The organism is Corynebacterium sp. HMSC072A02 (assembly GCF_001810085.1).
GTDB classification, from domain to species: Bacteria; Actinomycetota; Actinomycetes; order Mycobacteriales; family Mycobacteriaceae; genus Corynebacterium; species Corynebacterium hesseae.
The window spans coordinates 161,592-186,908 of record NZ_KV799871.1 but is presented as its reverse complement, the minus strand read 5'-3'; the positions used below and the strand labels follow the sequence as shown (position 1 = coordinate 186,908).

General features: G+C 59.3%; 25 protein-coding genes. 3 read left to right on the top strand and 22 right to left on the bottom strand.

Features of this window, described 5'->3' with window-relative positions; all coding sequences use genetic code 11:
• Positions 1–38 precede the first annotated feature (38 nt).
• The 4 genes from HMPREF2698_RS11030 to HMPREF2698_RS11020 form a co-directional block, all read right to left on the bottom strand.
• Positions 39–1,409 carry an MFS transporter gene (locus HMPREF2698_RS11030; protein ID WP_070564617.1) on the bottom strand — a complete coding sequence of 457 codons (1,371 nt, stop codon included), beginning with the start codon at positions 1,407–1,409 and terminating at the stop codon, positions 39–41.
• Between the two features lie 604 nt (positions 1,410–2,013).
• Positions 2,014–2,178: a hypothetical protein gene (locus HMPREF2698_RS13470; RefSeq protein WP_168164030.1), complete on the bottom strand. Its 165-nt coding sequence runs from the start codon at positions 2,176–2,178 to the stop codon at positions 2,014–2,016.
• Between the two features lie 15 nt (positions 2,179–2,193).
• On the bottom strand, positions 2,194–2,892 hold the full coding sequence (locus HMPREF2698_RS11025; RefSeq protein WP_070564614.1) for a YceI family protein: 699 nt from the start codon (positions 2,890–2,892) through the stop codon (positions 2,194–2,196).
• Between the two features lie 3 nt (positions 2,893–2,895).
• Positions 2,896–3,255, bottom strand: a complete 360-nt coding sequence (locus tag HMPREF2698_RS11020) for a hypothetical protein (protein WP_070564611.1) — start codon at positions 3,253–3,255, stop codon at positions 2,896–2,898.
• Between the two features lie 135 nt (positions 3,256–3,390).
• On the opposite strand from HMPREF2698_RS11020, the gene HMPREF2698_RS11015 reads away from it, so the two are divergent.
• Complete coding sequence (locus tag HMPREF2698_RS11015; protein WP_010186588.1) at positions 3,391–3,774, top strand: RNA polymerase-binding protein RbpA; 384 nt, start codon at positions 3,391–3,393, stop codon at positions 3,772–3,774.
• Positions 3,775–3,877: 103 nt separating this feature from the next.
• On the opposite strand, the gene musI is transcribed toward HMPREF2698_RS11015, so the two are convergent.
• From musI to HMPREF2698_RS10970, 9 genes are all read right to left on the bottom strand, one after another.
• Complete coding sequence (gene musI, locus HMPREF2698_RS11010) at positions 3,878–4,519, bottom strand: ABC transport system MusEFGK2I component MusI (protein ID WP_070532792.1); 642 nt, start codon at positions 4,517–4,519, stop codon at positions 3,878–3,880.
• 26 nt (positions 4,520–4,545) lie between these two features.
• Positions 4,546–5,460: a carbohydrate ABC transporter permease gene (locus tag HMPREF2698_RS11005; RefSeq protein ID WP_070532795.1), complete on the bottom strand. Its 915-nt coding sequence runs from the start codon at positions 5,458–5,460 to the stop codon at positions 4,546–4,548.
• Between the two features lie 3 nt (positions 5,461–5,463).
• Positions 5,464–6,309, bottom strand: coding sequence for a carbohydrate ABC transporter permease (locus tag HMPREF2698_RS11000; protein WP_070520471.1), 846 nt, complete (start codon positions 6,307–6,309; stop codon positions 5,464–5,466).
• 171 nt (positions 6,310–6,480) lie between these two features.
• Complete coding sequence (locus tag HMPREF2698_RS10995) at positions 6,481–7,812, bottom strand: ABC transporter substrate-binding protein (RefSeq protein ID WP_070564681.1); 1,332 nt, start codon at positions 7,810–7,812, stop codon at positions 6,481–6,483.
• Positions 7,813–8,177: 365 nt separating this feature from the next.
• Positions 8,178–9,422: a DUF4032 domain-containing protein gene (locus HMPREF2698_RS10990; protein WP_070564607.1), complete on the bottom strand. Its 1,245-nt coding sequence runs from the start codon at positions 9,420–9,422 to the stop codon at positions 8,178–8,180.
• Positions 9,423–9,521: 99 nt separating this feature from the next.
• Complete coding sequence (locus HMPREF2698_RS10985) at positions 9,522–10,652, bottom strand: ABC transporter ATP-binding protein (RefSeq protein ID WP_070520478.1); 1,131 nt, start codon at positions 10,650–10,652, stop codon at positions 9,522–9,524.
• Positions 10,653–10,870: 218 nt separating this feature from the next.
• Entirely contained in the window at positions 10,871–11,746 is an 876-nt protein-coding gene (locus HMPREF2698_RS10980; protein WP_070564604.1) for a polyprenol monophosphomannose synthase, read from the bottom strand.
• 28 nt (positions 11,747–11,774) lie between these two features.
• Complete coding sequence (gene lnt, locus HMPREF2698_RS10975) at positions 11,775–13,262, bottom strand: apolipoprotein N-acyltransferase (RefSeq protein WP_070564602.1); 1,488 nt, start codon at positions 13,260–13,262, stop codon at positions 11,775–11,777.
• Positions 13,262–13,834 carry an FxsA family protein gene (locus HMPREF2698_RS10970; RefSeq protein ID WP_070564601.1) on the bottom strand — a complete coding sequence of 191 codons (573 nt, stop codon included), beginning with the start codon at positions 13,832–13,834 and terminating at the stop codon, positions 13,262–13,264. The genes lnt and HMPREF2698_RS10970 overlap by 1 nt, the downstream gene beginning before the upstream one ends.
• 70 nt (positions 13,835–13,904) lie before the next feature.
• On the opposite strand from HMPREF2698_RS10970, the gene HMPREF2698_RS10965 reads away from it, so the two are divergent.
• A complete protein-coding gene (locus HMPREF2698_RS10965) occupies positions 13,905–14,744 on the top strand; it encodes a cobalamin biosynthesis protein (protein WP_070520490.1) in 840 nt (279 codons plus the stop codon).
• Here HMPREF2698_RS10965 and HMPREF2698_RS10960 read toward each other — a convergent pair.
• Complete coding sequence (locus tag HMPREF2698_RS10960; RefSeq protein WP_070564600.1) at positions 14,741–15,487, bottom strand: SDR family oxidoreductase; 747 nt, start codon at positions 15,485–15,487, stop codon at positions 14,741–14,743. The genes HMPREF2698_RS10965 and HMPREF2698_RS10960 overlap by 4 nt on opposite strands.
• Positions 15,487–16,611 (bottom strand): M24 family metallopeptidase, encoded by a 1,125-nt coding sequence (locus HMPREF2698_RS10955; protein ID WP_070564599.1) that lies wholly within the window; start codon positions 16,609–16,611, stop codon positions 15,487–15,489. The genes HMPREF2698_RS10960 and HMPREF2698_RS10955 overlap by 1 nt, the downstream gene beginning before the upstream one ends.
• Before the next feature lie 45 nt (positions 16,612–16,656).
• Between HMPREF2698_RS10955 and HMPREF2698_RS10950 the strand changes: the two genes are divergently transcribed.
• The gene (locus HMPREF2698_RS10950; RefSeq protein WP_246819465.1) at positions 16,657–17,286 is read left to right on the top strand and encodes a trypsin-like serine peptidase; all 630 of its coding nucleotides are present in this window, start codon (positions 16,657–16,659) and stop codon (positions 17,284–17,286) included.
• Here HMPREF2698_RS10950 and HMPREF2698_RS10945 read toward each other — a convergent pair.
• The 7 genes from HMPREF2698_RS10945 to HMPREF2698_RS10915 form a co-directional block, all read right to left on the bottom strand.
• Entirely contained in the window at positions 17,283–20,096 is a 2,814-nt protein-coding gene (locus HMPREF2698_RS10945; protein ID WP_070564592.1) for a DEAD/DEAH box helicase, read from the bottom strand. The two genes, HMPREF2698_RS10950 and HMPREF2698_RS10945, sit on opposite strands and share 4 nt — an antisense overlap.
• Positions 20,097–20,183: 87 nt before the next feature.
• Positions 20,184–21,173 carry a twin-arginine translocase subunit TatC gene (tatC, locus tag HMPREF2698_RS10940; protein ID WP_070564581.1) on the bottom strand — a complete coding sequence of 330 codons (990 nt, stop codon included), beginning with the start codon at positions 21,171–21,173 and terminating at the stop codon, positions 20,184–20,186.
• A 188-nt stretch (positions 21,174–21,361) separates the two neighbouring features.
• Complete coding sequence (gene tatA / locus HMPREF2698_RS10935; RefSeq protein WP_070520503.1) at positions 21,362–21,625, bottom strand: Sec-independent protein translocase subunit TatA; 264 nt, start codon at positions 21,623–21,625, stop codon at positions 21,362–21,364.
• A gap of 81 nt (positions 21,626–21,706) precedes the next feature.
• Complete coding sequence (locus tag HMPREF2698_RS10930) at positions 21,707–22,672, bottom strand: helix-turn-helix transcriptional regulator (protein WP_070564578.1); 966 nt, start codon at positions 22,670–22,672, stop codon at positions 21,707–21,709.
• Complete coding sequence (locus HMPREF2698_RS10925) at positions 22,665–23,654, bottom strand: helix-turn-helix transcriptional regulator (RefSeq protein ID WP_070564575.1); 990 nt, start codon at positions 23,652–23,654, stop codon at positions 22,665–22,667. Before HMPREF2698_RS10925 ends, HMPREF2698_RS10930 begins: the two co-directional genes overlap by 8 nt.
• A 31-nt stretch (positions 23,655–23,685) precedes the next feature.
• On the bottom strand, positions 23,686–25,068 hold the full coding sequence (pafA, locus tag HMPREF2698_RS10920) for a Pup--protein ligase (protein ID WP_070520512.1): 1,383 nt from the start codon (positions 25,066–25,068) through the stop codon (positions 23,686–23,688).
• A gap of 47 nt (positions 25,069–25,115) precedes the next feature.
• Positions 25,116–25,307, bottom strand: a complete 192-nt coding sequence (locus tag HMPREF2698_RS10915; protein ID WP_070520514.1) for a ubiquitin-like protein Pup — start codon at positions 25,305–25,307, stop codon at positions 25,116–25,118.
• Positions 25,308–25,317: the final 10 nt, after the last annotated feature.

Here is a 25,317-nt window from a genome sequence, read left to right as displayed (position 1 = left end):
CAGAAGAAGTCGGGGAGAAGTATGTGTGTTAAGACCGGCTAAACCTGCGAGAGGTCATGGTCCTTCAGCTCCTGCATCATGATGATTGCGATGAGGGAGATGAAACAGACGATGATGAGATAGTATCCAACAAAATTCACGTTATAGGAGCTGACCAGCCACGTTGCGATGAAAGGCGCTACTGCAGCACCGAGGATGGATGAGACGTTGTACGCGATGCCGGAACCGGTGTAGCGCACGTTGGTGGGGAAGAGCTCTGGGAGGACAGCGGACATAGGGCCGAAGATGAGTCCCATGATGAACATGCCGACGACGAGGAATCCGAGGACCGAGTTTCGGTCAGCGTTGTCGATGCCGAGGAAGAAGGGGAAGCTAAAGCCGAAGGCAATCATGATGAGTGAGGTTACGGTCAAGATTGGCTTGCGCCCGTACTTGTCCGAAAGCATCGAGGATACGGGAATGCCGATCATGAACATGAAGATCGAGATCAATTGGATCTCCAAGAACTCCAGGTAAGGGATTCCCAGGCCCAGTTCCTTGGTCTTATCACCAATGCCGTAGGAGAGAATCCAGGTGGTGACCAGGTAGAACAACGTGTAGCAAGAGACCATGACGAAGGTGCCGATGATCATTGGCTTCCAGGCGATGCGGAATGCTTCCACCATAGGGGTCTTGACCTTCTTGCCTTCGTCAACGGCCTGCTGGAAAACGGGAGTTTCTTCCAGGCGCAGGCGGACATAGAGGCCGATGAGAACCATGACCGCAGACGCGAGGAAGGGCAGGCGCCAGCCCCATTCCATGAAGGTGCCGGTGGTGTCACCGCGTGAGTAATCCATGGTGGCAACCAAGGTCAGGAAAAAGCCGTTAGCTAAGAAGAAGCCGAAAGGTGCGCCAAATTGTGGCCACATGGCAGCAGAAGCGCGCTTGCCTTCCTCAGCGGTTTCGGAGGCCAACAGTGCTGCGCCGGACCATTCGCCCCCCAAGCCTAAGCCTTGGCAGAAACGCATCAGGGCCAGCAAGGCCGGGGCAATGATACCTGCGGTCTGGTACGTGGGCAGGATACCGATGATGAAGGTGGCGATGCCCATTGTCAGGAGCGCACCGACGAGCGTGGCTTTGCGGCCGACGCGATCGCCGAAGTGCCCGAAGAGCAACGAGCCCAGCGGACGTGCGATGAAGGCCAGGCCGAAGGTGGCGAAGGACTGGAGCAGGGCGACGGTGGGATCCTCGGTCTTCGGGAAGAAGAGAAAAGGAAAGACGGCTACGGCTGCCGTGGCATAGATATAAAAGTCGTAGAACTCGATGGTCGTGCCAATGGTCGAAGCCACGGCAATACGAACACGATCACGTTTGGTGAGTCGCTGTGTTGCGCCCGCTGACTTCGGCAGCGTGGTGTTGACGGCGGTCATGTGAGAGGCGCCCTCCTTGAAAATTTCAATAGCTTGATTGGTTATGGAGGAAACACTACCGTCTCACCGGGTGAAATGAAAGTCTCATTGAGTGAAAAATTCAAAGCGAGCGACTAGCGGTTGAAAGCTGGGGAGTGGAAGCGTCGTTAAAATGACATAATGTACATTATCGGACAATCACTTATGCACTGGGTGGAGGGGGATCTTTCCTTCAGGGCCGCCCGGTTCCGAGTTTGTTCCTTGACTGTACTGTCTCGACTTTCTCGTGGACGCTCATGGTTTCACCCTGGTCGCAGCGCGTGCTGTTGGCGGCTGGCTGGCGATTGGTTTCTGGGCTGCGTGTCGTATCGGCGTTGCCGATTCTGTGTTGGGAAATCCTTCGGGGCTGCAAGGTTCCTTTGCTTGCTACCTTCCGGATGTCCCTTTTTGCGCGCCACTCCTTGTTTTGTGGATAAGGTCTCGTGCGCGGGGTTGCTATAGTTGGCGGCCGCTTACCTTCATCTGTGCCTCCCTGTTGGCTGCTTAGCGGGCGGCCCAAATTGCCATTAAATAGTCACAGTTACGTAATTGGGGTATGTTTCTGTGCATGCGTCAAGCATCATTTTTAGCGCTGACGGTAGGCGATCACCAGCTGCACGATGGTAAGAGCTACGAGTACCGCCGAGAAGGCAGCGAGGAGCTTCATCTCCTGCAACCAAATAAAGATGCCGAATCCTGCAAGCACGATGAGCCGTATCCACAGGACTGGAATGAGGCGTTGGGAATTCATGATGAACAGTGAATCTTACTTCTCAAAGGTGACGCGGACGTTGATCTCGCCAGTTTCGGAGATCCGCGCGGCGATCATTTCAGGAGTCTCAATACCGAAATCGAGGCGGTTAATCGGGATGTCGCCACCCAAGATGATGGTGTCGCCATCGCGGACCACCTGAAAATCCTGGCTCACGCTCTTGGTCTGGCCGTGGATGGTGAGATCACCTGTGAGTGGGACGGTGACTACTGAGCCGTCGTCAGGCACGGCGGAGACGTCTGCGGGCTCAGTCAATGTGAAGGTAGACTCTGGATACTTTGTGACCTCAAAGAGCTTTGTTTTCATGTTCTGGTCGCGCACCTTCTTGTCCGTGGTCAGGCTCGCCATGTCCACGGCGATGTGCGCCTTCTCAACGGTGCCGTCCTTGATGATGGCCTGGCCGGTGACATGCTTGGTTGAGCCCGATGTCGTGCGCTTATCGGCTGGGAGGATCTCATCGATAGTAAAACCTGCCGAGGTGTGGTTATATGCCGTACCTTGCGCCACGTGCCATTCGCCATCGACGTTGGTAGTAGCGGCCTGGACCTTATCCGCATTGATGGGCTCGGTTTTGACACCGCGGCCCATGATCAAAGAAAACACTAGTGGTCCTAGGGCCAGCGCTGTCGAGGCCACAATCAGGATCACGAAGATACTAACGATCAGTTTGCGGTTGCCTAATAAGGATTTCATGTACTATCTCAATTCCTCAAGCTTTCGAGCCAGTGCGACCAGTTCAGCACACAGCTGTTCCATCTCTTCAGCGCTGGCGCTTTCCGACGCTGCCGTAGCAACATCCTCAGCGCAACACCGCAGCTCAAAGAGGCCGTCGCGGAGACGATCAGCCTTCTCTGGAGTTAGGATGACGGCATCCGCAGGAATAGGCGTTCCAACCACGTTGTGGCGCTGCTCGTAGGCTCGCTGCTTGCAGGATGGCGAGCAGAACTTGCGTGGCCTACCCCGGCCGCCCTGCGCGATTTCCTTGCCACACCACTGGCAGGTTGCCGGGCTGCGCCTTGGCGGCGTGCCGGGCTGCGGATCCTGTGTACCAATCACCTCAATCACCTTAGCCCATTAACCCGAGGGTGGGAACAAAGGCAAGGGGCCATTCGTTATAATGATAGATCTTTGGGTGATATAGGTCGACCCTGATCCCTTTCCTACCTCAACACTTGAAAAGGATGATGTTGCATGGCAGATCGCGTACTCCGTGGCAGCCGCATGGGCGCAGTGAGCTACGAAACCGACCGCGACCACGACTTGGCCCCGCGCCAGATGGTGAAGTACCGCACCGAAGACGGCGACATCTACGAGGTGCCCTTCGCTGACGATGCGGAGATTCCCGAGGAGTGGATGTGCAAGAACGGTAAGCTCGGCACTCTGGTTGAGGGCGAAGGCGTAGAGTCCAAGCCCGTGAAGCCGCCGCGGACCCACTGGGACATGCTGCGTGAGCGTCGCTCCATTGAGGAGCTGGATGAACTCTTGACGGAGCGCATTGAGAATCTGCGTTCGCGACGTCGCGCGGCGGCACGCCTCCTCAAGGAGCAGAAGGCGCAGGAAGAAGGAGAGGCCTAGCAGCCTTTGCGCGCCGCATAGAATTCTCAAGGGTAGTGAATCCACGAAGAAGTGGATACCACTACCCTATTTTTCGTTTTGGGCCCAGCCTGCCCGCAGCGCCTTATGCGGCGCTGCTATCGGGTGAATCGGAATTGAGTTCGGGCCATTGTAGCGCCAACTCAGCGAGATAGACTGCGAGGGCCGGACCGAGCACAACGAGAAAGAACAGGTAGCCTCCCCACTGCGCAGGGAAAAAGAGTGGGTACAGCACCAGCAGTGCCCAAGGGCACACTGCTAGAAGCGTACGCGGAAGGTGCGCTACCGCCTTCATCATGGCCGTTGTGCACCGTTGGCTAAACCTCAACCCCGGCGCATCGAGGTGGAAGAACCACACGCTAATGCAGCTTATGACAATGAGGCCTGAGACCAGCGCAGCGCGAAGCACTACGCCCATCGTCCCGAGCTCAGCCTTTGCGATAATGGCGAATTCATAGGCGGCCAAGGCGCCTACGGCGAGGCAAATGAGCCACCATGCAGTGTTTACCCCGGGACGCGTCAAAAGGCCCCGAACGAAGGCCGAGCCGCGGCGAGAACCTTCTTCGCGAACCATCTGACCAGTCACCGCGTGAGCGGTGCGTAGGGACATTCCCCCAGTGAATACGGGAAAGCACGTGATAACCAGGAGAACGTTAACGATGACGAGGTCAGCGAAGAGGCTCAGAGCAGCATAGAACTTCGATTCGGGGCCCAGCATGCGGTTCATGGTTTTCTAACCTACCGCACTGCGGATTAGCCCTTGACAGCGCCAGCGGCAACACCCTCGATGATGTGCTTCTGCGTGGAGAAGTAGAAGATGACGATAGGAATAATGGCCAGAACCAGCATCGCCATCATGGCGCCCATATCGCGGTTACCGTTGGAGCCAACGAAGGACTGGATGACTACCGGGATGGTCTTGTAGCGGGTGGACAGGCCGATGACCAGGTACGGCAGCAGGTAGTCGTTCCATACCCACATGGCGTTGAGAATGGCCACGGTGATGGCAGTCGGCTTAAGCATAGGCCACACCACGCGGAAGTAGTTCTGGAGCGGGCCGCAACCGTCGATCATCGCGGCTTCCTCGACGTCCAAGGGGATGGACTTGACGAATCCGGCAAACATGAACACCGATAGACCGGAACCGAAACCGAGGTAGAGCACCACGATGCCGATCGGGTTGTTGAGGTGAAGCATGTCTGCAATCTTGACCGTCGGGAACATGACCATCTGGAAGGGGATAATCATGGACACCACGAAGAGGTAGTACAGAAGGTTCGTCCACCAGGTCTTAACGCGCGTGATGTAGTAAGCAGTCATCGCAGAGAAGAACACGATGACGATGACGGACAAGATCGTAATGACGAAGGACCACAAGGTCGCTTCAAGGAAGCCCTGCTTGGTCAAGCCCACCATGAAGTTCTCGAAACCGACCCAGGTTTCACCGATGGGTAGGGAGAAAGGATCGGATGAGATAGCGAACTTGGACTTAAAGGAGTTGATGAAGATGAAAAGGATCGGGCCAAGGAACACGATGGTAAAGAACACCAGGATGGCGTAGACCACGAACTTGGCGCCGCCGGACATCCTGGTCTGGTTGTCCGTGGGAAGCTGGTGATCCTTCTTCTTCGGGGCCGGTGCGGCCTGCGCTGAAGTACTGGTAGTCATGACTTAAGCCTCGATTTCCTTGGAGCGGGTCGCGCGCAACTGGAAGTACGCGATGACGACCACGACGACGACGAAGATGACGGCCTTGGCCTGCCCCACGCCCTCGACGTTCATACGGTTGAACAGCGTATTGACGATGTTGAGGGCGACCATCTCAGTTTGTCCGCCAGGTGCACCGTTGGTCAGTGCAAGGTTTTGGTCGAAGAGTTTGAAGGAATTCGACAAGGTCAGGAAGAGACAAATGGTGATTGACGGCATGACCATCGGAATGGTGACGTGGCGCAGCATTTCCCACTTGTTGACACCATCGAGCTCAGCGGCCTCGAGAAGCTCCGGCGGGACGTTTTGTAGACCGGCGATGTAGATAATCATCATGTAGCCGATCAGCTGCCAGTTCAGCAGCATGATGAGGCCGGCGTAGCCGAATTTCCAGTCCGCGCTAATAGTCGTGGAATAGTGCGAAAGCACGGCGTTGATCATGGTCTGCCAGGTATATCCCAGGACGATGCCGCCGATGAGGTTCGGCATAAAGAAGACCGTGCGGAAGAAATTTGTGCCGCGAAGCTTGCGGGTCAGCATCCACGCCAAGAGGAAGGCGAAGACGTTGACGGTGATCACGGAGACAATGACCACGAGGACGGTGAAACCGAAGGCTGAGATGAATCCTTCGCGTTGGGAGAAAGCTTTGACGTAGTTGTCGATGCCAACCCACTTGGCGTTAGTGATGGTGGTGAATTTCGTAAAGGAGAGGAAGAAACCCACGATAAACGGCACCAAGAAGGCAATCATGAATGCCAGAAGGGTGGGCAAGACAAAGACTGGGAAGTATTTCTTCAGCGTTGCTTGCATGGTGGTGAAACCTTAAATTCAGGTGGTGCCACGCGTTTCCCAAAGGATGGCGGCGAGGAGAGGGGGCTGAGGGCGTGGAACAAACTGACGAGTACGTGCCATGCCTCTCACCTACTCCCCTCCCCGCCCTCCGTTTGGGAAGGCGGATGGCGAGGGGATGGGACTAAAGGTTTAGCCCCAGTTGGATTCCTTTTCAGCAGCCCAGTTGTCCTTGAACTGCTTGACGACGTCATCCCACTTCAGGGTGCCGGAGGCATACTGAGACAGGGCTTGGCCGAAGTCATCCTTGAACTGCTGTGACGGGAAGTACTGGAAGTTCCACGGGTAGGTGGTGAGGTCTTCGTTGTCGATAGCTTCCGCGACCTGCTTTGCCAGCGGGTCATTCGGAGTGTCTTCTGCGGAGTAGTTCTTGAACGGGGCAATGAAGCCAAGGTCCTTAACCACGTGCTCCTTGCCGGCATCGGAGGTGAAGAGCCAGTCCACGAAGTCCTTGGTAGCCTTCTGGTCTACCTCGGAAGCCTCCGAGTTCACACCCAAGTAGTTTTCGGTACCGACGTTGATGCCGTGCTTCTCCTCATCCGGCAGGCCCATGTACATCGGCAGGAACTTGATCTTGTCTTCCTTGACTACGTTGCCGGAGGTCTCGGAAATCTGGGACCATGCCCAGTTACCGTTTTGGACCATGGCGGCCTTGCCCTGAGCGAACTCAGCCATGGAGTCAGAGACCGTCTTAGACGGGGCAAGAGACTTCTCGACGGTGGAGTTGTCCAGGTAGAGATCGAAGAGGTTCTTGTACTCCTTGTTATAGGAGAAGTCGATTTCGTTGGTGTCCTCGACGCCCTTGTCTTGGTACTCCTGCCAAATCGGAGCGTTGGCCAGGTGAGTCTGCCAGCGCCAGTCCTCGCCGGAGGTCAGTGAGGTGGAGGCAAAGGCGCCCTCAATGCCGAGCTCGTCCTTCTTCGCCTGCATGTCCTCGGCGACTTCCTTGAGCTTCTGGTAGCTCTTGATCTCATCGGTGGACTTGATCTTTGCCCCGGAGGTGGCGATGTACTTGTCGAAGATCTCGTCGTTGTAGATGATGCCGAAGCCCTCGACAGCGAACGGGACGCCGCGTACCTCTCCATCTTCAGTGGTCAGTGGCGGGATGTCATCGGTGAGCTGCTTAGCTACCTCGGTATCCGACATGTCTGCCATGTAGTCTTGCCAGGTGATGAAACCAGCCGGGCCGTTGACCTGGAAGAGGGTCGGTGCTTCATCTTTGCCGATCTCAGCCTTGAGGGTCTGCTCATAGGAGCCGGAGGCTGCGGTGACGACCTTGACCTTGACGCCGGTCTCTTCGGTGTAAGCCTTTGCGATCTCCTGGTAAGCGGCATCCTGTTCTGGCTTGAAGTTCAGGAAGTAGACATCGCCTTCGTCGTCAGTAGAGCCTGAGCAGGCGACGAGACTTGCGGCGGCCAGCATGGAAGCCATGCTGATGGATGCGATGCGAGTAAGACGCTTCATGTGGTCCTCATCTTTCTTGATGAAAAGCGGGATGTTGAGCCGTAGATAGACAACCGGCTCGTATGCGGTTATGTCTGGGCGATCCTCCATGACAAAGGCTCTTGCCCAGTGCTACCAGTTGGCCCATAGCTGGTCACTATCCGACTATGAACTGGTTAGCCTGTCTCCTACCTTAGTGAGGTATTCCACACGATCAAAAGAAATCGGGCCTAAAACGCCCGATTGTGACTATATCCATATTCGGGCATGAGATCGCTCCCCATTTAAGGGGCAATCGGGCCTAAAACATACAAAACGATATAAGAAACGGCTGAGAGCGGCTCGATAGACTTGAGCTATTGAGCGGTGTTGGGGCATACGGGCGGTTATGACAAGTCGTCATCCGAGGCCGAGATCTGAAGCAGCCGAGCCTCGTCGCGGCGGGCGGGCAATACGGAAGAAAGATAGGACGCCGTGGCCTCTGGGAGGGTTACGGCCTCTCCCCTTTCTTGGGCGAGGAACCAACGGTGGTCAACGATCTCATGGAAGATCTGTGCCGGTTCCAGCTTGTGGAGCATCTCGACGGGAACCGCAGCGATGGTCGGCTCATACTCATGCGTCATCCACAAGTGCGCAGCCTGGGTCAGCCCAACATGAGGGCCGCACTCGATGGCCTGATAGGCCTGGATAGAGCCCAATAGGCGTTGCGCCTGGTGCTCCTCGACGCTCAGCCCTGTCAAGCTCAACAGCTCCGAACGATAGTGGCCGGGATCGACTACCACAGGGCGAATGCGCACGACCTGTTTCGACTCGTCCTTGGTGACCTTGAGCTCCCCCACGTCGAAACCCAGCTGGTTGAGGCGGTCGATCCTCTCGGAAACGCGCCAGTATTCGCTGGCATCTACGGATTCTTCGGCAGTTAGCTCTGTCCACAATTCAAGGTAGGAACTCTCGACCAAGCTTCCGAGGGCGATAACATCGATATCTTGATCTAGGCATTCACCTGCCTGCAAGTCCATGAGCTCACCGATGATGTTGACGCGGGCGATGTCGACGTCGTAAAGCCTGCGTGACTCGGAGAGATTGGGCTGGAACTCCCCTGTTTCGGCGTCGACAAGATAGGCTGAATAAGTCTCGGCATCACGCCGGAAAAGGGTATTCGACAGCGACACATCACCCCAGTAGAAATTGAGCAAGTGCATCCGCACCAAAAGCACCGACAAGGCACGGATGAGCTTCTCCGCTTCGACGACTGTCAGGTGCCGCGAGAAGATCTCGCGGTACGGAAGAGAAAACTCTAGGTGATCAGTGACCAGAGCTGCGGTGAGCGCTCCGTAGCTTTCTACAGCCGGCTGGCGTCCCGTGATGACTGCAACGGGACGCACGCTGGGAGCGCCGAGGCGCTGCAGCTCACGCAGCATCTTGTACTCGTGGTGAGCGGTACGCGCACCAATCTCCTTGACTGCGACGATGCCGCGATTGATCCCCACGAAACGCACGATATGCCGGGAAATGCCCCTGGGCAGTGCGGCGATGAGATCATCGGGCCACTGTTCCAGGGGCGTATCCCAAGGCAGCGTCAGCAATGCCGACGCGTACGTCGATGAGGTGATGCTCATGGACTCTTTCATGTCGAGTCACTCCACCTTCTTTGCTGATTTTGGCCTAGAGCTGTGCCACAGCCGTGCTGACATTCGCGACATGTGTCGCGGGTCAGCCGGCATATGGGCTTAAGGGAGGCGCTTGCCAGTCGACGCCGAGAAGTTGTGCTGGCCGCCTTCCACGATGCGTGCGTGGAAAATGCTGCCCGGGGCAGGCGCAGTGTTCGGGGCTGCACGAACGACGATCTGGCCCGACTCGGGGACGTCTTCGCTCGAGGAACCGAGATCACCTTCGCCCACCAATTTTCCGTAGAGGAAGGAGTCGGAACCAAGCTCTTCCACGAAGTCAAGCTTGATCGGGATGGAGAGATCGGTGGACTCGCCCTCGGGGATGATTTCGAGGGCCTCTGGGCGGAAGCCGATGGTGATGCGACCGTTATCCTCCGGCGTCATCGCAGCGACAGTTTCCGGGGAAAGCTTGATACGAGCATGGCCGGAGGTTGCGTTACCGTCCTTGACAGAGAAGGTGCCCAGGTTCATTGCCGGGGAGCCGATGAAGCCGGCGACGAAGACGTTGGCGGGGCGGTCGTAGAGCTCGCGGGGTGCGCCAACCTGCTGAAGGTAACCGTCCTTCAGTACAGCGATGCGGTCACCCATGGTCAAGGCCTCAGTCTGGTCGTGGGTGACGTAGACGGTGGTAACCCCAAGCTTGCGCTGCAGGGCTGCGATCTGGGTACGGGTCTGCACACGTAGCTTGGCATCGAGGTTGGACAGCGGCTCATCCATGAGGAAGACCTGCGGGTTACGCACGATTGCGCGGCCCATGGCAACACGCTGACGCTGACCGCCGGACAGGGCCTTCGGCTTACGCTCAAGGAATTCGGTAAGACCCAGGGTGGCGGCGGCTTCGTCGACACGCTTGTTAATTTCGTCCTGGGACTTGCCGGCGATTTTCAGGGCGAAGCCCATGTTCTCGCGCACGGTCATGTGCGGGTAGAGAGCATAGTTTTGGAAGACCATGGCGATATCTCGGTCACGCGGGGCAACGTGGGTGACGTCTTTGTCGCCGATGTAGATGGCACCGTCGGTAACGTTTTCCAAGCCGGCCAGCATGCGCAGCGTCGTGGATTTACCACAGCCGGAGGGGCCGACGAGGACGAGGAATTCGCCATCGGCGATTTCCAGGTTGAACTTCTTGACGGTGGGTTCCTTAGCTCCTGGGTAGGTCAGGGACGCATCTTTGAATGTTACGGTTGCCATAGCAAACTCTCCTCCATCGGCAGGTACGTGCCGAACGATCCGTAGTGTGAGAATGAAGTGAAGCAAGTCACTGCGCACCAGATAAAGTGCCACTTACGACATTAGCACTGGTTGTGGTTATTACCGCAAAAGCCCGAAAACCATGACAGGTTTTCGGGCTTATTTGCCTTATCTGAGGCTCAGGGGGTCAGCGTGCATTGCCTCGAGGAGGCTGGATTTTAACGGCTGAGCATTCCTTTAACCAGGCTGGATACCTCGGACACAAAGTCAGACACGGCATTCTTAGCCGTGGTGGCCTTGGAACCAAGCTCCATATCCTTCACTGTGCGGGAAGTGATCTTGGATACTTCCGAGGTGAAGTCGCTGACCTGCTCGGAGCGGTGAGCGACTCCCCACTTGGTCACCTCGAGCAGGGAATCCTTGACGAAGGAGCCGTCCAGCTTGGATTCGCCCAGCTCGCGCTCGGTGAAGGTAATCGGAACCTCGCGGACATCGAAGCCATCCTTGATGGCGCGGAAGGCAACATCTACCTGGAAGATGTAGCCGGCGTTGGATAGTTCCTCAAAGTCGAGGTGCTCTAGCAGTTCGCGACGGAAGGCGCGGTATCCAGCGGTCATGTCGTTGATGCCAGCGCCCAGCGCCACCGAAATGTACTTGTTGCCCAATCGGGACAGTAGCTCGCGGTTGGCCGGCCAGTTCACAGTCTCTCCACCCGGCACATAGCGAGAACCGATCACCAAGTCAGCACCCTTGTCGATCTCCTCGAGCAAGAGATGCAGCTGCTCCGGGGCGTGGGAGCCGTCCGCGTCCATCTCGCAGAGCACCTGGTAGTCCTTCTCCAGGCCCCACTCGAAGCCGGCGATGTAGGCGCCGAGGAGGCCGCCCTTGCCCTCGCGGTGAAGGACGTGCAGGTGAGAATCCTCGGCGGCCAGCTTGTCCGCGGCCTCTCCGGTGCCGTCCGGGGAGTTATCGTCCACGATCAGGATGTGAACCTCCGGGGTGGCCTTGCGCACGCGGCCGGTAATCAGCGGCAGGTTCTCAATCTCGTTGTAGGTGGGGATGATGACCAGAGTAGATTCGCGGGTCGAGCTCACTAGTTCCTTGCTCCTTTTGGTTTCTGCTTTAAGGCGCGCTGCGCCGTCCGGACAAGCGGGTGGAATAGATCGCGTACAGCGCGCAGACCGTTCCAATAATAGTCATGAGCCACTGCAGGAGCGAACCATAACGCACCGCAAATGTACGCCCCTCTCGGAGCGGAAGCTCTTCTTCGAGATAAGCCGGTTCAAAGATGCCGCTGTCCTGGCTCACGGAACCATCTGGGTGCACGATGGCCGAGACCCCTGACGTGGCCGCCACAACGACGGCGCGATCTGCTTCCATGGCGCGCAGACGGCTCATGGCCAACTGCTGGTAGGTCATATCGGAATCACTGAACGTGGCGTTATTTGTTGGCGTCGTGAGAATCTGCGCCCCGTTGTTAATCGCGGTTCGAAAGGCCTGGTCAAAGCTCACCTCGTAGCAGGTGGCAACGCCGACCGCAGTCCCGGCCATGGTCACCATTCCTGGCCCGTCACCGGGTTTCATGTCGCCTGCGAGATCCACCAAATCGGTAATCCGCGCAAAGAAGTCACGCATCGGCATCGTTTCGCCGAAAGGCTGCAGGTACTTCTTGTAGTGATGCTCCCCCACCGATCCATCCGGGTTGAATACCTGCATGGTGTTGCGCGCACCGACCTCATCGCGCGTTAACGTGCCGACGAGGATGGGAGCGTCGATGTCGTGGGCGGCGGCGTCGATAAGCGCCCGTGCGTCGTCGTTGGCAAAAGGATTGATATCGGAGGAGTTCTCCGGCCAGATGACGACGTCTGGCCGTGCGCCATCCTGTGCCGCTTGCTCGGTGACACGGACATGGTTATCCAGCACCGCGCGGCGCTGCGCGGCGAAATCGAGGCCAAGCCGCGGAACGTTTCCCTGGACAGCGGCTACCGTCACAGTACCCGTGGTATGGCTAGGGCGATTCACGCCCTGCGCAGCTACAAGTCCGGCAAGCAACGGCACCGCTAAGAGGGCACAGGCCAACCGTGGCGCGCGCGCAAGCCCCACCAGACCCGCGCCCATGCAGACGACCGCACAAGTAATGAGCGCGGGACCACCCCACGGGGCGAGGTTGGCCAACGGTCCTTCGATCTGACCCCATGCCAGGCGCACCCAGGCAAAGCCTCCAAAAGGTACGGAGGAGCGCAGCATTTCCACCGCCACGTAGAAAAAGGGAAAGAGCGCGAACCCATAGCGCAAGCGCAGCAGTGCTGCCCCACCGACGCCGAGGAGGATGCTGTACAGCGAGAGGAAGATAGCGAGCGCAATATAAGGCATGTTGCCCACGAGCTCACCAATCCACGGCAGCGTGAAAAGGTACAAGACAGCGCTATGGACAAAGGCGATGAGTGCTGCCCACCCTAGATGCAGGGGCTTTCTCCACGGCGCCAGCGCTGCCACCAGCATGGCCATCCCAATGATCCCCGCGGCCCACCAGCCGCGTGGTTCCACCGAAAGATACGTGACCGCGCCCGACAGAGCGGCAAGAACAAGCCGCGCGCACAGCGTGAGCACTACTTGCTTCCGTCCTCGAAGTCCTCAGGCTTAACGTGCTGGGTCCACGAGCGGATTTCTTCTTCATCCAAGACTTCGTGCGATTGGCCTGACTGATCCATCCCGCTACTTGCTGTACTGCCACCAACAGTGCCGAAGGAACCATAGGAATCGCGGTGCTGTGCCATGGGCGAGGCCTCGTACACGCGCACGCCCATGTCCTCAATCTTTTTGAACATCGATGCGGCAAGGAGCGTGCGGATGATGGAGCGCGTGGGCGCAAAGATGAGCAGAGCGCCAAAAACAGTGGAGACGAACCCAGGCAGCGAAAGCAGGATGCCGCCCACCATGGTCAGACCAACATTGCCGGCCGTTTTGCCTGGGGTGGGATCCTCCATCACATAGACGCCGTCTTCGGTCTGCCGGATGCGGCTGGCCATCATGCGGCGCACTTCCCAGCTGGCAATCGTCATCCCGAACAGCATGGTCAACGCCAAAGCAAGCAGCGCCCACAGCACACCGATCCACTCGGCGACTGCCCAAAACGCCAGGGTTTCGAGGAGGATGTACGCGATGAACAGAAGAAACGGCATGCAGCCCACCATACTTGCTGGACCTGCCGGTTCGCTGGTGACCCTCCCGTAACGATTAAACTTGCGCACCATGTCCCTCACTGAGTCGAAGCATCCTGAATCCGAGACCATGCGCTTCCACCCCGCCGGCGGCGTCGTCACGCCCGAGCAGTGGTTAGCACTGGGCCAGGCCGCCCGTGAACATGGCGATGGCTATGTGTACCTAGAGCAGCACAGTGTTATCAGTGTGCGCGGCGTGAGTAACGAGCAGGCGCTTGGCGACGTCCCCCTCCCCACCGCCGCTGCCCACGTCTTGGCCTCTCCCCTCTCTCTTCAGGCGCGCCGGGTAGCGCAGCGCGTTGCTGATGCCTTATCTGAAGAGGAAGGAACCTCCCCGGCTATCACCCGCGCTGCGGTCTTCGGCGTCGATGGTGGTGCTGGCGATCTCCTCGCACACGGCGTGGCGGCGGGACTCCAACTATCCGGCGGCAGTGCAGGGCAGGTCGAGGAAGCCGACTCCGCACGCCTCATCCGTGAGGGGGCAGCAACTGGACCGGCGCTGGGATTATGCGACGCGATTTCGCAGCTCGTGGACTACGTGGACGAGGTCTCCGCTGAGAATCCAGAGGCCATTGACCGGTTGTCCTCGGCTACACCTGCCGGACTCGCGCAATCGGATGTGCCCATTGGTTGGTTAACCGAACACACTGCGCCCGGCCGCGTCGATCTCGGCGCGGGCCTCCAAGATGGCGTGTTGCCCGCAGAGTACGCAGGGCTCATTGCTCAGCTGGGAGCAGCGATCACCGTTACTCCGTGGCAGGGCTTGGTCATCCACGATTTGGCGGAGGGCGATGCGGACGTCGTGCTCCGAGTCCTTGCTCCGCGCGGCTTCATCTTCGATGCCAATTCCCCCGCGCTCGGACATCGCTAGCGCGGCATGTGCCGCCAGATGGGGCGCGGGACAAGCTTCATGACCCAGGCCAACAGCTGAAGCGTCCGTGGGATCCACAGCGTGCGGGACACCGGCCGCGAACCCGACGAGGATTCGACGGCCTTGACCACAGCTTGTGCGACTACGTCAGGTGTCACCGACAGGGGCGCGGGTTTCATCCCTTGTGTCATGGACCCGATAACGAAACCGGGGCGCGCGGTGATCAGCGCTAGGTCGCTGCCCTGCAGGCGATCCGCCAGACCTTGGCAGAAGGCATCGAGGCCAGCCTTGGTTGAGCCATAGACATAGTTGGCCCGCCGTGCACGCCAGCCCGCAATGGAGGAAAAGGCCACGATGTGGCCTCTTTTCATGACGTCGGCCAGCACGGTGAGCATAGATACCTGCGCGGCATAATCAACCAGAGCGATGTCGAAGGCATGGGCTTCGTCGTGCTCAGCTTGCTCCTGGTCACCCAAGATTCCGAAGGCGACAACCGCCGTCGTGATGTCCTCACCCGCCAGCGTTGCAGCTTGCTCGATAACTGCGCGGTGGGAGGAAACATCCGCGGCATCGAAGGAAAGCGTGTGAACGGACGTTGCTCCGTTGCGCAGAAGCTCTGAGGTGAGCTCATCCATGCCGTGCTCACCCCGCGCGGCAAGTACTACCGGGCGGCCTGCGCACAACCGGCGTGCAAGCTCGCCGCCAATATCGCTGCGCCCACCAAGAATCAATAGCGCGCCCATTAACGCAACCCCCTCGGAGCTTGGTTCAAAGACTCGTAGCCGGACTCGGTGGTCACCACGATGTCCTCGAGGCGCATGCCCCACGTTCCGGGTACATAGATACCAGGTTCGATCGAGAAGGCCATGGACTCTGCAAGCTCCAGCTCGTTTCCTTCCATGATGAAGGGCTCCTCGTGCGTCGACAAGCCGATGCCATGTCCGGTGCGGTGCGTGAAGTACTCACCCCAGCCGGCGCTTTCGATCACACTGCGTGTCGCACGGTCGATCTCCTGGGCAGTCGCCCCGGGCCGTGCGGCAGCTCGCCCGGCAGCTTGGGCCTCTTCCAACACCGCATAGGCTTCCTGGAAATCAGCAGGCGCCGCAGAAGGATCCGCGCCTACCACGTAGGTGCGTGTGCAATCAGAGTGATAGCCGGAGGGCAACGTGCCCCCGATATCCACCACCACGGGATCACCAGCGCTGAGTTCGCGCTCCCCATAGTCATAGTGCGGGTTCGCACCATTCGGGCCGGAACCAACGATGATGAAGTCCACCTCTTTGTGCTCGCGCAAGATAAGCTCGCGCAAATCTGCCGCTACGTCGGCCTCAGTGCGGCCAGGCTGCAGGAGACGTGGCACCTCTGCATGGACGGCATCGATAGCCACTGCCGCAGCGCGCAGCTCCGCCACTTCATCTGGGTCCTTGCGGCTAAAGAGCCCAGCCAGCGCCTCGGTAGCAAGCACATACTCCACATGTGGAGCATCCGTTGAAGATAGCGAAGACGGCTCTACGTAGCGTCGAATCGTGGACTGGAAACGCAATACGTGGTCCGCAGTTAGCGAAGAGCCCACAGCCACGGTGGTGGGATGCGTACCGTCTAAGGCCAGTGCATAAGGGTCCTGCCCATCGCTCCATCCCACCAGCTGGGCAGCAACGCCTTGAAGCGATTCGATGTCGGTGCTGGGTGCGACGATGATCGGTTCGGCATCGGGACGGATGACCAGACAGGTCAAACGCTCATGGGAAGAGACCCAGGAGCCCGTAAGATAGGCGAACTCTGCGCCGGTACCCACGAGCAACACATCGATATTCTTGGCAGCGGCAATCGCGCGGGCGCGGCTCAAGCGGGAAGCATAATCAGTCATGGCAGTTAGCCTACCGCTCGCCTTCGTCCAGTTAAGCTGGGCGCCGTGAATTCCTATCCCGCAGCCGTCAAGATACGCACCCGCGGTAGCTATTGCTCGGGTGTGCTCATCGATGCATCCTTAAACCCCCGCACCCAGCAGTCAACCCGGTTGGTTCTGACTTGCGCGCACTTCTTTCGCGATGGCGTGGGCGGTGGTGATCACTACAGAGTTAGTGGCGGGTTCAACCGGCGGATCACCGCCGTGCGCACGATTGACGGGACCGATATAGCTGTGTGCCTGCTTGATAAACCAGCACCGCCCCGGGACCTTCCGGGGCTCGCTAAAAGCACACCGCATTTTCGCGCGCCAGTCAGCACCTGGGGATATGGCGGAAAGTCCCGCCGCGCACAGAAGCGAACGGGGTTGTTTCTACTGCCCTTCTTTCGCACGTGGTCCATCGACTTCCGCACCACTGTCTCCCCCGCCGGATTTGTCTTCAACACGATTCCGGCAGTCAAGGGTGACTCGGGTGGGCCAGCGCTTGTCGACGCCGCCATCATCGGCACACAAGCCCTCATCCTCAACCCATTGGGGAGAAACCTGAAGCTAGCCACGGTGGCGCTGGTCGCGCCCCACCGCAAGGCCATCGCGGCGGCAGCCACCGCGATGCTGGACTTGGTCGAAGGAAATTAAGCACCGATGGCGACAACGCCTCGTTGAATCGCGTCAATGGCGCGCCGGGCATTGCGGCGAATCTCTTCTTCGTAGCCTGTCTTGGCTACCTGCTGGAGCAGGTCGATGACCTGGCGGCACCAACGGACGAAGTCGCCTGGAGTCAGCTCTGCGCCGGACTCGTTGGCAGCGGCCATGCAATAGGCCAAGGGTGCGCCCGCCGTCCACTGGTGGATCGCCAGCGCGAAGGCGGGCTCCGGTTCACGGGTCTGTGGCAGATTATGGCGCTTCTCATCGCTGACAAGCTCCGTGTAGATGCGCCACGTTGCGTTCATGGCGTCCGCCATGTCGTCGCTAGCCGCACCTGGTTCGCCGCGGGTGGCCTTGCGGTTTTCGAAGACGCACAGGGAGGCAACGCCGGCCAGCTCTGCCGGGTCAAGGTCATTCCAGATACCCCGCTTGAGGCATTGTGCCACCAGTAGGTCGGATTCGGAATGGATCTTGGCCAAGCGCTCGCCTTCGTCCGTGATGACCGGCTCGCGGTCCTCGCCATAGCCTTCAAACTCCACGTAATCCATCTCCGCCAGCAGGTCCACGATGCGCTCGAAAGTGCGGCCGAGGGTATCTGTGGCGCGCTCCACCTTGGCTTCCAACTTGTGGAGCTCGCGCTCGCGTCGGGCGAGCTTTTGGGCCACACCAGCTAGCTGCTCGCGGTCGGTCGCCGGCCAATTGTGCACCGGGTGCTCGCGGAGGGCATCGCGCAGCTGCGCGATCTTCTTGTTGGGACGATTGCGCGGCTCAGTGCGCATCTTCTTAGGCCGCTTGTAGTAGTCGCGTTTGAAGGCATCCTGAACGTACTTGGTATGCCGACGCGGATTCTTCTGCGCCGCACGCGGCAGCTTCATGTGGCCGACCACAATTGGCGGATTATCTATACCGGCTGCATCGATGCGGCCTGACCATCCGGTCTCCGTGGTGACCCAGGGGCGTGGATCGGCGGTCTGGTTTGCCGGGGTGATGACAACTGCCAGGGTTGGACGCTTCTTCGTTGCGATAGCGATGACCTCACCCACCTGCAAGCGGGCAAGGACCGCCGCGACCTCCTTGCTCCTCTCTTCCCTCTTGGAGGCACGCGCTGACTTTTCTTCCTCAGTCAGTGCGCGGCGCAGCCTCATATAGTCCATGAGGATCTCCGCCGGGTCTTCACCATCAATTGTCGGCGGTGCCAAGTTATCTACGGCCTGATCCAACTGTGCCCGTAGCTCGCGGACGCGATGCTCAGCGCGCTCAATCTCGCGCGTTTCTTCCACGACGGAACCATCCGCCTGGAACTGCGCAAAGGACTTCTCCAGCAGGCGCAGAGAGTCATCGAAGCCGAGCATGCCCAGCAGGTTGATGGCCATATTGTAGCCGGGTTCGAAGGTAGAGATGAGCGGATAAGTGCGGGTCGATGCGAGCCCCGCCACCGCGGTGGGATCCATGGCGGGTGCCCACTGCACGACGGCATTGCCCAATGTATCGATGCCACGCCTGCCCGCGCGGCCGGTGAGCTGCGTGTATTGGCCCGGTGTCAGGTCCACGTGTGCCTCGCCGTTGAACTTCACGAGCTTCTCAAGGACCACCGTGCGCGCCGGCATGTTGATTCCTAGGGCTAACGTTTCGGTGGCAAAGACCGCACGAACCAGGCCTTTGACGAAGAGCTCCTCCACGATGTGCCTAAAAGCTGGCAGCATACCCGCATGGTGGGCGGCGAAGCCACGCGAAAGCGCCTCGCGCCATCGCTTGAAATCAAGAACCTTGAGGTCTTCTTCCGGAATGCCTTCCACGCCCTTATCGACGATGGCCTTAATCTCAGCTGCCTCCTCTTGGGAGGTCAACACCATGCGGGAGCGCAGGCACTGATACAAAGCGCCATCGCAGCCTGCTCGGGAGAAGATGAAGGTAATCGCCGGCAGCATCTCCATTGCCTGTAGTTCTTTGAGTACCTCTGGACGGCCCAGCGGCCGGTAGCGGTCCTGCGCGCGGGGTGCGCCGCTGCGCCGATCCTTGTTTCGGTCGTTGCGTCCGCCGCCTTTGTGCCGGGCACGTGCACGGAAGCTCGCGCGGTTTTGTGCATAGTCTGCGCGGCCGTCATCGCTGTCTCCTGCTTCTAGGCGCTGGATACGCCGCGCCAACTCAGCATTGACCTGGCCGCCTGAATCGGGCTCGAAAAGTGGGTAGATCTTGCGCCCCACCATCATCCACTGGTCCAGCGGTACGGGGCGCTTGTCGGTGACGATGACCTTGGTATCTCCGCGCACGGTGGTTAGCCACCGGCCGAACTCCTCGGAGTTGGACACCGTTGCCGACAGACCGATGATGGAGACGTGCTCCTCCAGGTTGAGGATGACCTCTTCCCATACCGCGCCGCGCGAGGCATCCGCCAAGAAGTGGATCTCATCCATCACCACGTGGGTCAAGCGGTCCAATGCGCCTGAGCCCGCATAAATCATGTTGCGCAAAACCTCAGTGGTCATCACGAGGATGTCCGCGGAAGAGTTGATGGAGACATCACCGGTCAGCAGTCCGACCGCATCCTCGCCGTGTGCCTCAACCAGGTCGTGGTACTTCTGGTTACTCAGCGCCTTGATGGGCGTGGTGTAGAAACAGCGGGTGCCTTGGCGCAGCGCCAGGGACACGGCGAACTCACCAACGACCGTTTTGCCCGCGCCGGTGGGAGCACAGACCAGAACACCGTGGCCGGCTTCGACGGCTTGGCATCCTTCAATCTGGAAGTCATCCAGTGAGTACAGCAGGGCTTGAGTGAACTCGTCCAGATGCGTCAGTGTCATAAGTCCCCAGGGTACCTGTCAGGCACCGCGAACTAGCGCGCTGGCCCCGGCCCCTAAACAAAGAGCTAGGGCAGGAGCCTCAACAGGCTATAGAACGTCGTCGAAGAAACCGCTTTGCGGGGGCTGGGTATTGGCCTGATGGGCCTTTGGTGCCTGAACGTCACCGGCCGCAGCTGGAGGGACGGGGTGGGAAGATACCGGCCGCGAAGACACAGAAACGCTCGTTGATGCAGACACCGGAGTTGGTGCACCTATGGCACCCGGACCTTCGTCCAAGGACGAGGCAGTTTCATCATCCAGATCCATCCAGTCTGGGCGCTGGCGCTTCTGGCGTTTGTCGTTGATGCGGCAGAACTGGAAGGCCAATTCCACGAGGAGTACGAGGGCACCGGCCAAGACCAACATCGAAAAAGGTTCTTGGCCGGGTGTCACCACCGCAGCGAAGATCATGATGGCGACAATGATGATGCGGCGCTTGTCCTTGACGTCATCGTATTCCAGGACACCTATCACATTGAGGCATACCACGAGTAGTGGGATCTCAAAGCTCACGCCGAAGATGAGGAGCAACGTCAGCAGGAAGTAGAAATAGCGCTCACCGGTTAGTGCCGCGGTCTGGTACTCCGAGCCCATGCCCATGAGGAACTCCAAACCCACGGAAAGGATGAAGTAGGCAAGAAGCGCGCCAAGCACGAAGAGAACTACCGCCGTGGAGACAAAAAAGAAGGTGAAACGGCGCTCGTTCTTATGCAGACCGGGCACAATGAATGCCCATATTTGATAGAGCCACACAGGTGAGGACATTACTGCGCCAGCCAACGCGCCCACTTTGAGGCGCAGCAGCAGCATTTCGAAGGGGCTGGTGGCAAGCAAGCGGCATTCGCCATCCGCGGTGAAAGAGATGCGCTTTTCCTCAGGCAGCGAGCAATAGGGCCCACGCAAGATCTCGCCCAGCGGCGCCATATTGAACGGAGCGTTTTGATACCAAATGAATCCGATGATGGTGCCTACCACGAGAGCAAGCAAGGAAATCACGATGCGCCGACGCAGTTCTTGGAGATGTTGGACTAGGGTCATCTCCCCCGTAGGATTCTTGGGCTTGCGGCGCAGCTTTGAGATCCACTTTTGCTTGCGTGCGCTAGACGCGGGATTCGGCGGTGTACTCGCGGTACTCAATGCAATGCCTCCCTAGAAAGCCCACAGCGGCACACACGCCCTTGGAGTTCCAAGTCCCTTGAGCGTGGTGTGCCTACCGAGAAAGATGATTAGTTCTGATTTCCATCAACCGGCTTGGATGCGCGCGGCTGCATTTCCGGGCTGTTCCAGAAGTCCTCATCGTTCTTCTTCGATGCAGCAATTTGGGCCTGCTGCTCGGGAGTGTTGTTCTCCTCCTTCATCTCCTTGACTTCGGACTTAAAAATGCGCATGGAGCGGCCCATCGAACGAGCTAGCTCCGGCAGCTTCTTGGCGCCGAACAACAGCACGATGACGAGAACGACAAGGCCGATTTCCAAAGGTCCCACGGTCATTGAGGGTGCCCCTTCTTTCTAGGTTGATGAAGCGTACGGTTCCATGCAGCAGCGCTGTACGGGACGCACGCAGGAGAGCTCTTAGTCTGGCAGTTGAGTATAACGCTCCAGCGCCCGATTTCTATGCTCCGAAATGGCGTCAACAAGCTTTTGCGGCCCCACGACCCGCATTCGGTCGGCTTGGCCGAGGGCGAAACGGCTAAACCATGCTTCAGAGCCGACGGGCATTGTTGCAGCTATCAGCCCATTTTCCAGTGTGTCGCCGAGCGTGATGTCGTAGTGCTCTGCGAGCCAGGTGAAATCTTGGTGAATCTCCAGCTGCGCAACGAAAGTGTGATCTAGACCAAAGGGGGAATCGGGGTTGAAATCCAGCTTGCGCACGTGCGGGGTCGCGCTGGCGTCGAGTACCTCAACATCGCTCATGCGGTCCAAGCGGAACGTGCGGTGCTCCCCCACCGAATCATCCCAGGCCACCAAATAGGGTTCGCCATCCACGATGAAGATTCGTGCCGGGTGCACGGTGCGCTCGCTGGTGCGGTTGGAGGACATGCTCCAATAGGTGAAACGGACCTGCTGGCGCTTGTCGACGGCCCCCGCCAACGCCGCCTGTACCTGAGATTCCTCCGGATCCGTTGTGGCCAGGGAATCGTAGATGGCGGCGGTCTTTTCATCCATGATCTCACGCAGCTTCGCGGCGGCAGAGTGAACCGCGGAAACGTCGACAAGCCCCGGCATTGCCTCGAGGGACTCGAGCGTCAGCAACAACGCGCCGGCCTCAGTTGGGGTCAGACGCAGGGCCTGGGTCAGACCCTGGTCGTTGTAAATCTCGATGCCGTCGCGGTAACTGAAGCTTAAGTCGATGAGGTCTTCAGTATTGCGGCCCACCCCAGAGCAGAAAAGCCTATCGACGGCATCTTTAAGCTCAGTGGGAGTCATTCCCAAGTCTTCGGCCGCTTCCATCGGGGTCAACCCTGGGTGGTTGCGCAGGTATGGGATGAGGTTGAGGGAGCGAACAAGAGACTGCAGCTTGCGAGGTTGATCAGCCATGGTGCGATTCCTCCCCGCTCAAGAGCGCGATGATGTCGGAGCGAACTTCTTCTGGCTCAACCACGACGATATCTGGTGCATATCCCGCGGCGGTGCGCACCAGCCAATCGCGGCGCACGCCCGTCAGCTCAAGGAGGCCATCTGAGCGCCTGCGTCCGGCGTCGACAAGCTCCGCGGCCTGGCCATCTGGTACCTCAAGGAGGGCATCGACGGTGTCTCCCCGATCCAGCGCTTCCACGACGAGATCTTGCAGCGGCGCGGTGGGCTCGAGGTGGGTGGCCGCAGCGCGCGAGCGCCTGACGTTGTCCACGCGGGTGGCGCGGAAGGTCCGGGGTGCCTCCCGGTCCACATCCCACCCGACGAGGTAGACGCGATCACGGTGATTGACCAGCCCCCACGGGTCCATGTGGCGGCGAACCGGCTCGGCTGAGGGCGTGGCAAAGTAATCAAAGGAGATGCGCAGCCCCGCACGCACGGCGGTAATCACCCCGGTGACGAGCTCTGGGCTCAGCCTGGTCATGTCGTTGACCGCGGTATATACCGGCGCGCCGCGCAGGTCGCGGGAGGCTCCCGAGGCCGCTAGCTTTGTCCACGCGGACAAGCTGAAATCACTCAAACCGCCCGGGGTGCCAATCCCGCCGGCAACGCCCAACACCATGGCTTCCTCGGGTGTGAAGTCCACGGGAGGCAGCTGGTAGCTCTCAGGATCAAGGCGATACAGCGAGCCTTCCACACCACTGCTGTGCACCACCGGCACTCCGGCGCGTTGCAGCGTCACAATGTCGCGGGAAAGCTGCTTCTGAAAGGCCTCGTCGCTGCGGGATTGATAACCCTCGACGTTGGTGCGAATCCAGGCAGCGCTGCGGTCGGGAACGCCGCCTTGGTGCGCTGCGCCGTGGAGGGCAAAGGTGAGGTTGGTGAGCCTTTCGATGGCTCGATCTCGGACTGGTGTCCGAGCCGCAGTGCGATCTGCTGACGGCATGATGGCAGGTTCCTTGTTGAGGTTCGGGGCCTTAAGCACCTTGGTGCGAACGCATGTAGTCTAACAACCCGTCTAAGCGCGGGTCCTCGGATACGAAGGGGTCGGAGAACTCTTCGGTCATGGGTTCTGGGCGGTTGACTTTCATCCGCGTCCAATCCACCGTCACAGCGGCATTGAGCTCGCGGGCAACGGCGAGGAACTCGCCGCGCAGCTTGGCACGGGTGGTCTGCGGTGCGGTATCGACGGCGGCATTGATTGCTGCATCATCGATCCACTGTTCCACCATGCCGCGCTGCTCCAGCACGCTGTAGAGACCGCGCCCAGGGCGAATGTCGTGGTAGGTCAGGTCAATCTGGGCCAGCTTGGGGTGCGCCCAATCTCCGCCCAGGCGCTCGCGGTAGCGGTTCAGCAGGCCGCGCTTAATCACCCAATCGATCTCGCGGTCGACCGCGGAAAAGTCTTGTGTGTCAATGGCCTGGAGGGTGCGCTTCCAGAGATCGACGACGCGTGCGAGCTCAGCCGTTGGTGTCCCGGTGTCCTCGCGGTGCTCCAGCCAACGCTCTGCGGCGGCACACAGTTCTTGCTGGATTGCGAGCGCGGTGGTGTTGCCGCCTCCCTCGAGCGGAAGCTCGGTGCGGCCGGTGGAATCGAGCGCGATGGTGCGGATGTGCTGAATTGGATCAAGCACCGAAAGCTCCGGTACCTCAAAGCCAGCCTCTAGCATCTCCAGCATGAGCAGCGTGGAGCCTACTTTGAGCGCCATCGTGGGCTCCGCCATGTTGGAGTCGCCGACGATAACGTGCATGCGGCGGAAACGCTTCGAATCACCATGCGGTTCATCGCGGGTGTTGATGATGGGGCGTGAGCGAGTCGTCGCAGAAGACACGCCCTCCCACACTTGGTCGGCGCGCTGTGAAAGCACGAAACGCGCAGGCTCGTCGCCCTTGGCAGGTTTAATCATCCCGGCGCCGCAAATGAGCTGGCGGGTGATCATGAACGGCAGGAGGGCCTTGCCGAGGTCCTTGAGCACGACGTGGCGGCCAATGAGGTAGTTCTCGTGGCAGCCGTAGGAATTGCCCGCAGAATCGACGTTATTCTTGAACAAGTAGACGGCGCGCTTCTCCCCCTCCGCAGCCAAGGCTTCCTCCGCCTGTACGGCCATGCGGTTGACCATGGCATCGCCAGCGCGCTCGTACGCGATGAGCTGGCTCAGGCTATCGCATTCAGCGGTGGCGACCTCCGGGTGGGAGCCGACATCGAGGTAGAGGCGCGAGGCGTTGGGGCTAAAGATGTTCGAGGAGGAGTACTTCGACACGATGGGCCGGAAAAGTACGCGAGCTATCTCATCCGGGGACATGACTCGCTGGCCATGGGAAGCACTCGCCGTGATTCCGTACTCGGTTTCGATGCCCATGATCCGCCGTGCGTAGACAGGGGCGCTACCGGAGCGCTGTTCCACCTTTATTCGCCGCCCTTTTGGACGTAGGAGCGCACGAACTCCTCGGCATTGGATTCCAGGAGCCCATCGATCTCATCGAGGAGATCATCGGTTCCGGCGCTGTTTATGCTGACTTGTCCAGCGTCGAACTCTTGAGAGTCTCCTCCCTCACCGTTGCCGCCGCCGGCATTGATCTGAGACTGCTGTCCGCTCATTGTCAGAGCT

Excerpts from the sequence above, each read along its gene's own strand:
- HMPREF2698_RS10925 (WP_070564575.1), bottom strand. The coding sequence starts at position 23,654 with ATGCCGTCAGCAGATCGCACTGCGGCTCGGACACCAGTCCGAGATCGA.
- HMPREF2698_RS11030 (WP_070564617.1), bottom strand. The coding sequence starts at position 1,409 with ATGACCGCCGTCAACACCACGCTGCCGAAGTCAGCGGGCGCAACACAG.
- HMPREF2698_RS11000 (WP_070520471.1), bottom strand. The coding sequence starts at position 6,309 with ATGCAAGCAACGCTGAAGAAATACTTCCCAGTCTTTGTCTTGCCCACC.
- HMPREF2698_RS10930 (WP_070564578.1), bottom strand. The coding sequence starts at position 22,672 with ATGGCTGATCAACCTCGCAAGCTGCAGTCTCTTGTTCGCTCCCTCAAC.
- HMPREF2698_RS10970 (WP_070564601.1), bottom strand. The coding sequence starts at position 13,834 with ATGCCGTTTCTTCTGTTCATCGCGTACATCCTCCTCGAAACCCTGGCG.
- tatC (WP_070564581.1), bottom strand. The coding sequence starts at position 21,173 with ATGACCCTAGTCCAACATCTCCAAGAACTGCGTCGGCGCATCGTGATT.
- HMPREF2698_RS11005 (WP_070532795.1), bottom strand. The coding sequence starts at position 5,460 with ATGACTACCAGTACTTCAGCGCAGGCCGCACCGGCCCCGAAGAAGAAG.
- HMPREF2698_RS10985 (WP_070520478.1), bottom strand. The coding sequence starts at position 10,652 with ATGGCAACCGTAACATTCAAAGATGCGTCCCTGACCTACCCAGGAGCT.
- HMPREF2698_RS10945 (WP_070564592.1), bottom strand. The coding sequence starts at position 20,096 with ATGACACTGACGCATCTGGACGAGTTCACTCAAGCCCTGCTGTACTCA.
- HMPREF2698_RS10995 (WP_070564681.1), bottom strand. The coding sequence starts at position 7,812 with ATGAAGCGTCTTACTCGCATCGCATCCATCAGCATGGCTTCCATGCTG.
- pafA (WP_070520512.1), bottom strand. The coding sequence starts at position 25,068 with ATGGGCATCGAAACCGAGTACGGAATCACGGCGAGTGCTTCCCATGGC.
- HMPREF2698_RS10955 (WP_070564599.1), bottom strand. The coding sequence starts at position 16,611 with ATGACTGATTATGCTTCCCGCTTGAGCCGCGCCCGCGCGATTGCCGCT.
- HMPREF2698_RS11015 (WP_010186588.1), top strand. The coding sequence starts at position 3,391 with ATGGCAGATCGCGTACTCCGTGGCAGCCGCATGGGCGCAGTGAGCTAC.
- musI (WP_070532792.1), bottom strand. The coding sequence starts at position 4,519 with ATGAACCGCATGCTGGGCCCCGAATCGAAGTTCTATGCTGCTCTGAGC.
- HMPREF2698_RS10965 (WP_070520490.1), top strand. The coding sequence starts at position 13,905 with ATGTCCCTCACTGAGTCGAAGCATCCTGAATCCGAGACCATGCGCTTC.
- tatA (WP_070520503.1), bottom strand. The coding sequence starts at position 21,625 with ATGACCGTGGGACCTTTGGAAATCGGCCTTGTCGTTCTCGTCATCGTG.
- HMPREF2698_RS13470 (WP_168164030.1), bottom strand. The coding sequence starts at position 2,178 with ATGAATTCCCAACGCCTCATTCCAGTCCTGTGGATACGGCTCATCGTG.
- HMPREF2698_RS10990 (WP_070564607.1), bottom strand. The coding sequence starts at position 9,422 with ATGAAAGAGTCCATGAGCATCACCTCATCGACGTACGCGTCGGCATTG.
- HMPREF2698_RS10960 (WP_070564600.1), bottom strand. The coding sequence starts at position 15,487 with ATGGGCGCGCTATTGATTCTTGGTGGGCGCAGCGATATTGGCGGCGAG.
- HMPREF2698_RS10915 (WP_070520514.1), bottom strand. The coding sequence starts at position 25,307 with ATGAGCGGACAGCAGTCTCAGATCAATGCCGGCGGCGGCAACGGTGAG.
- HMPREF2698_RS11025 (WP_070564614.1), bottom strand. The coding sequence starts at position 2,892 with ATGAAATCCTTATTAGGCAACCGCAAACTGATCGTTAGTATCTTCGTG.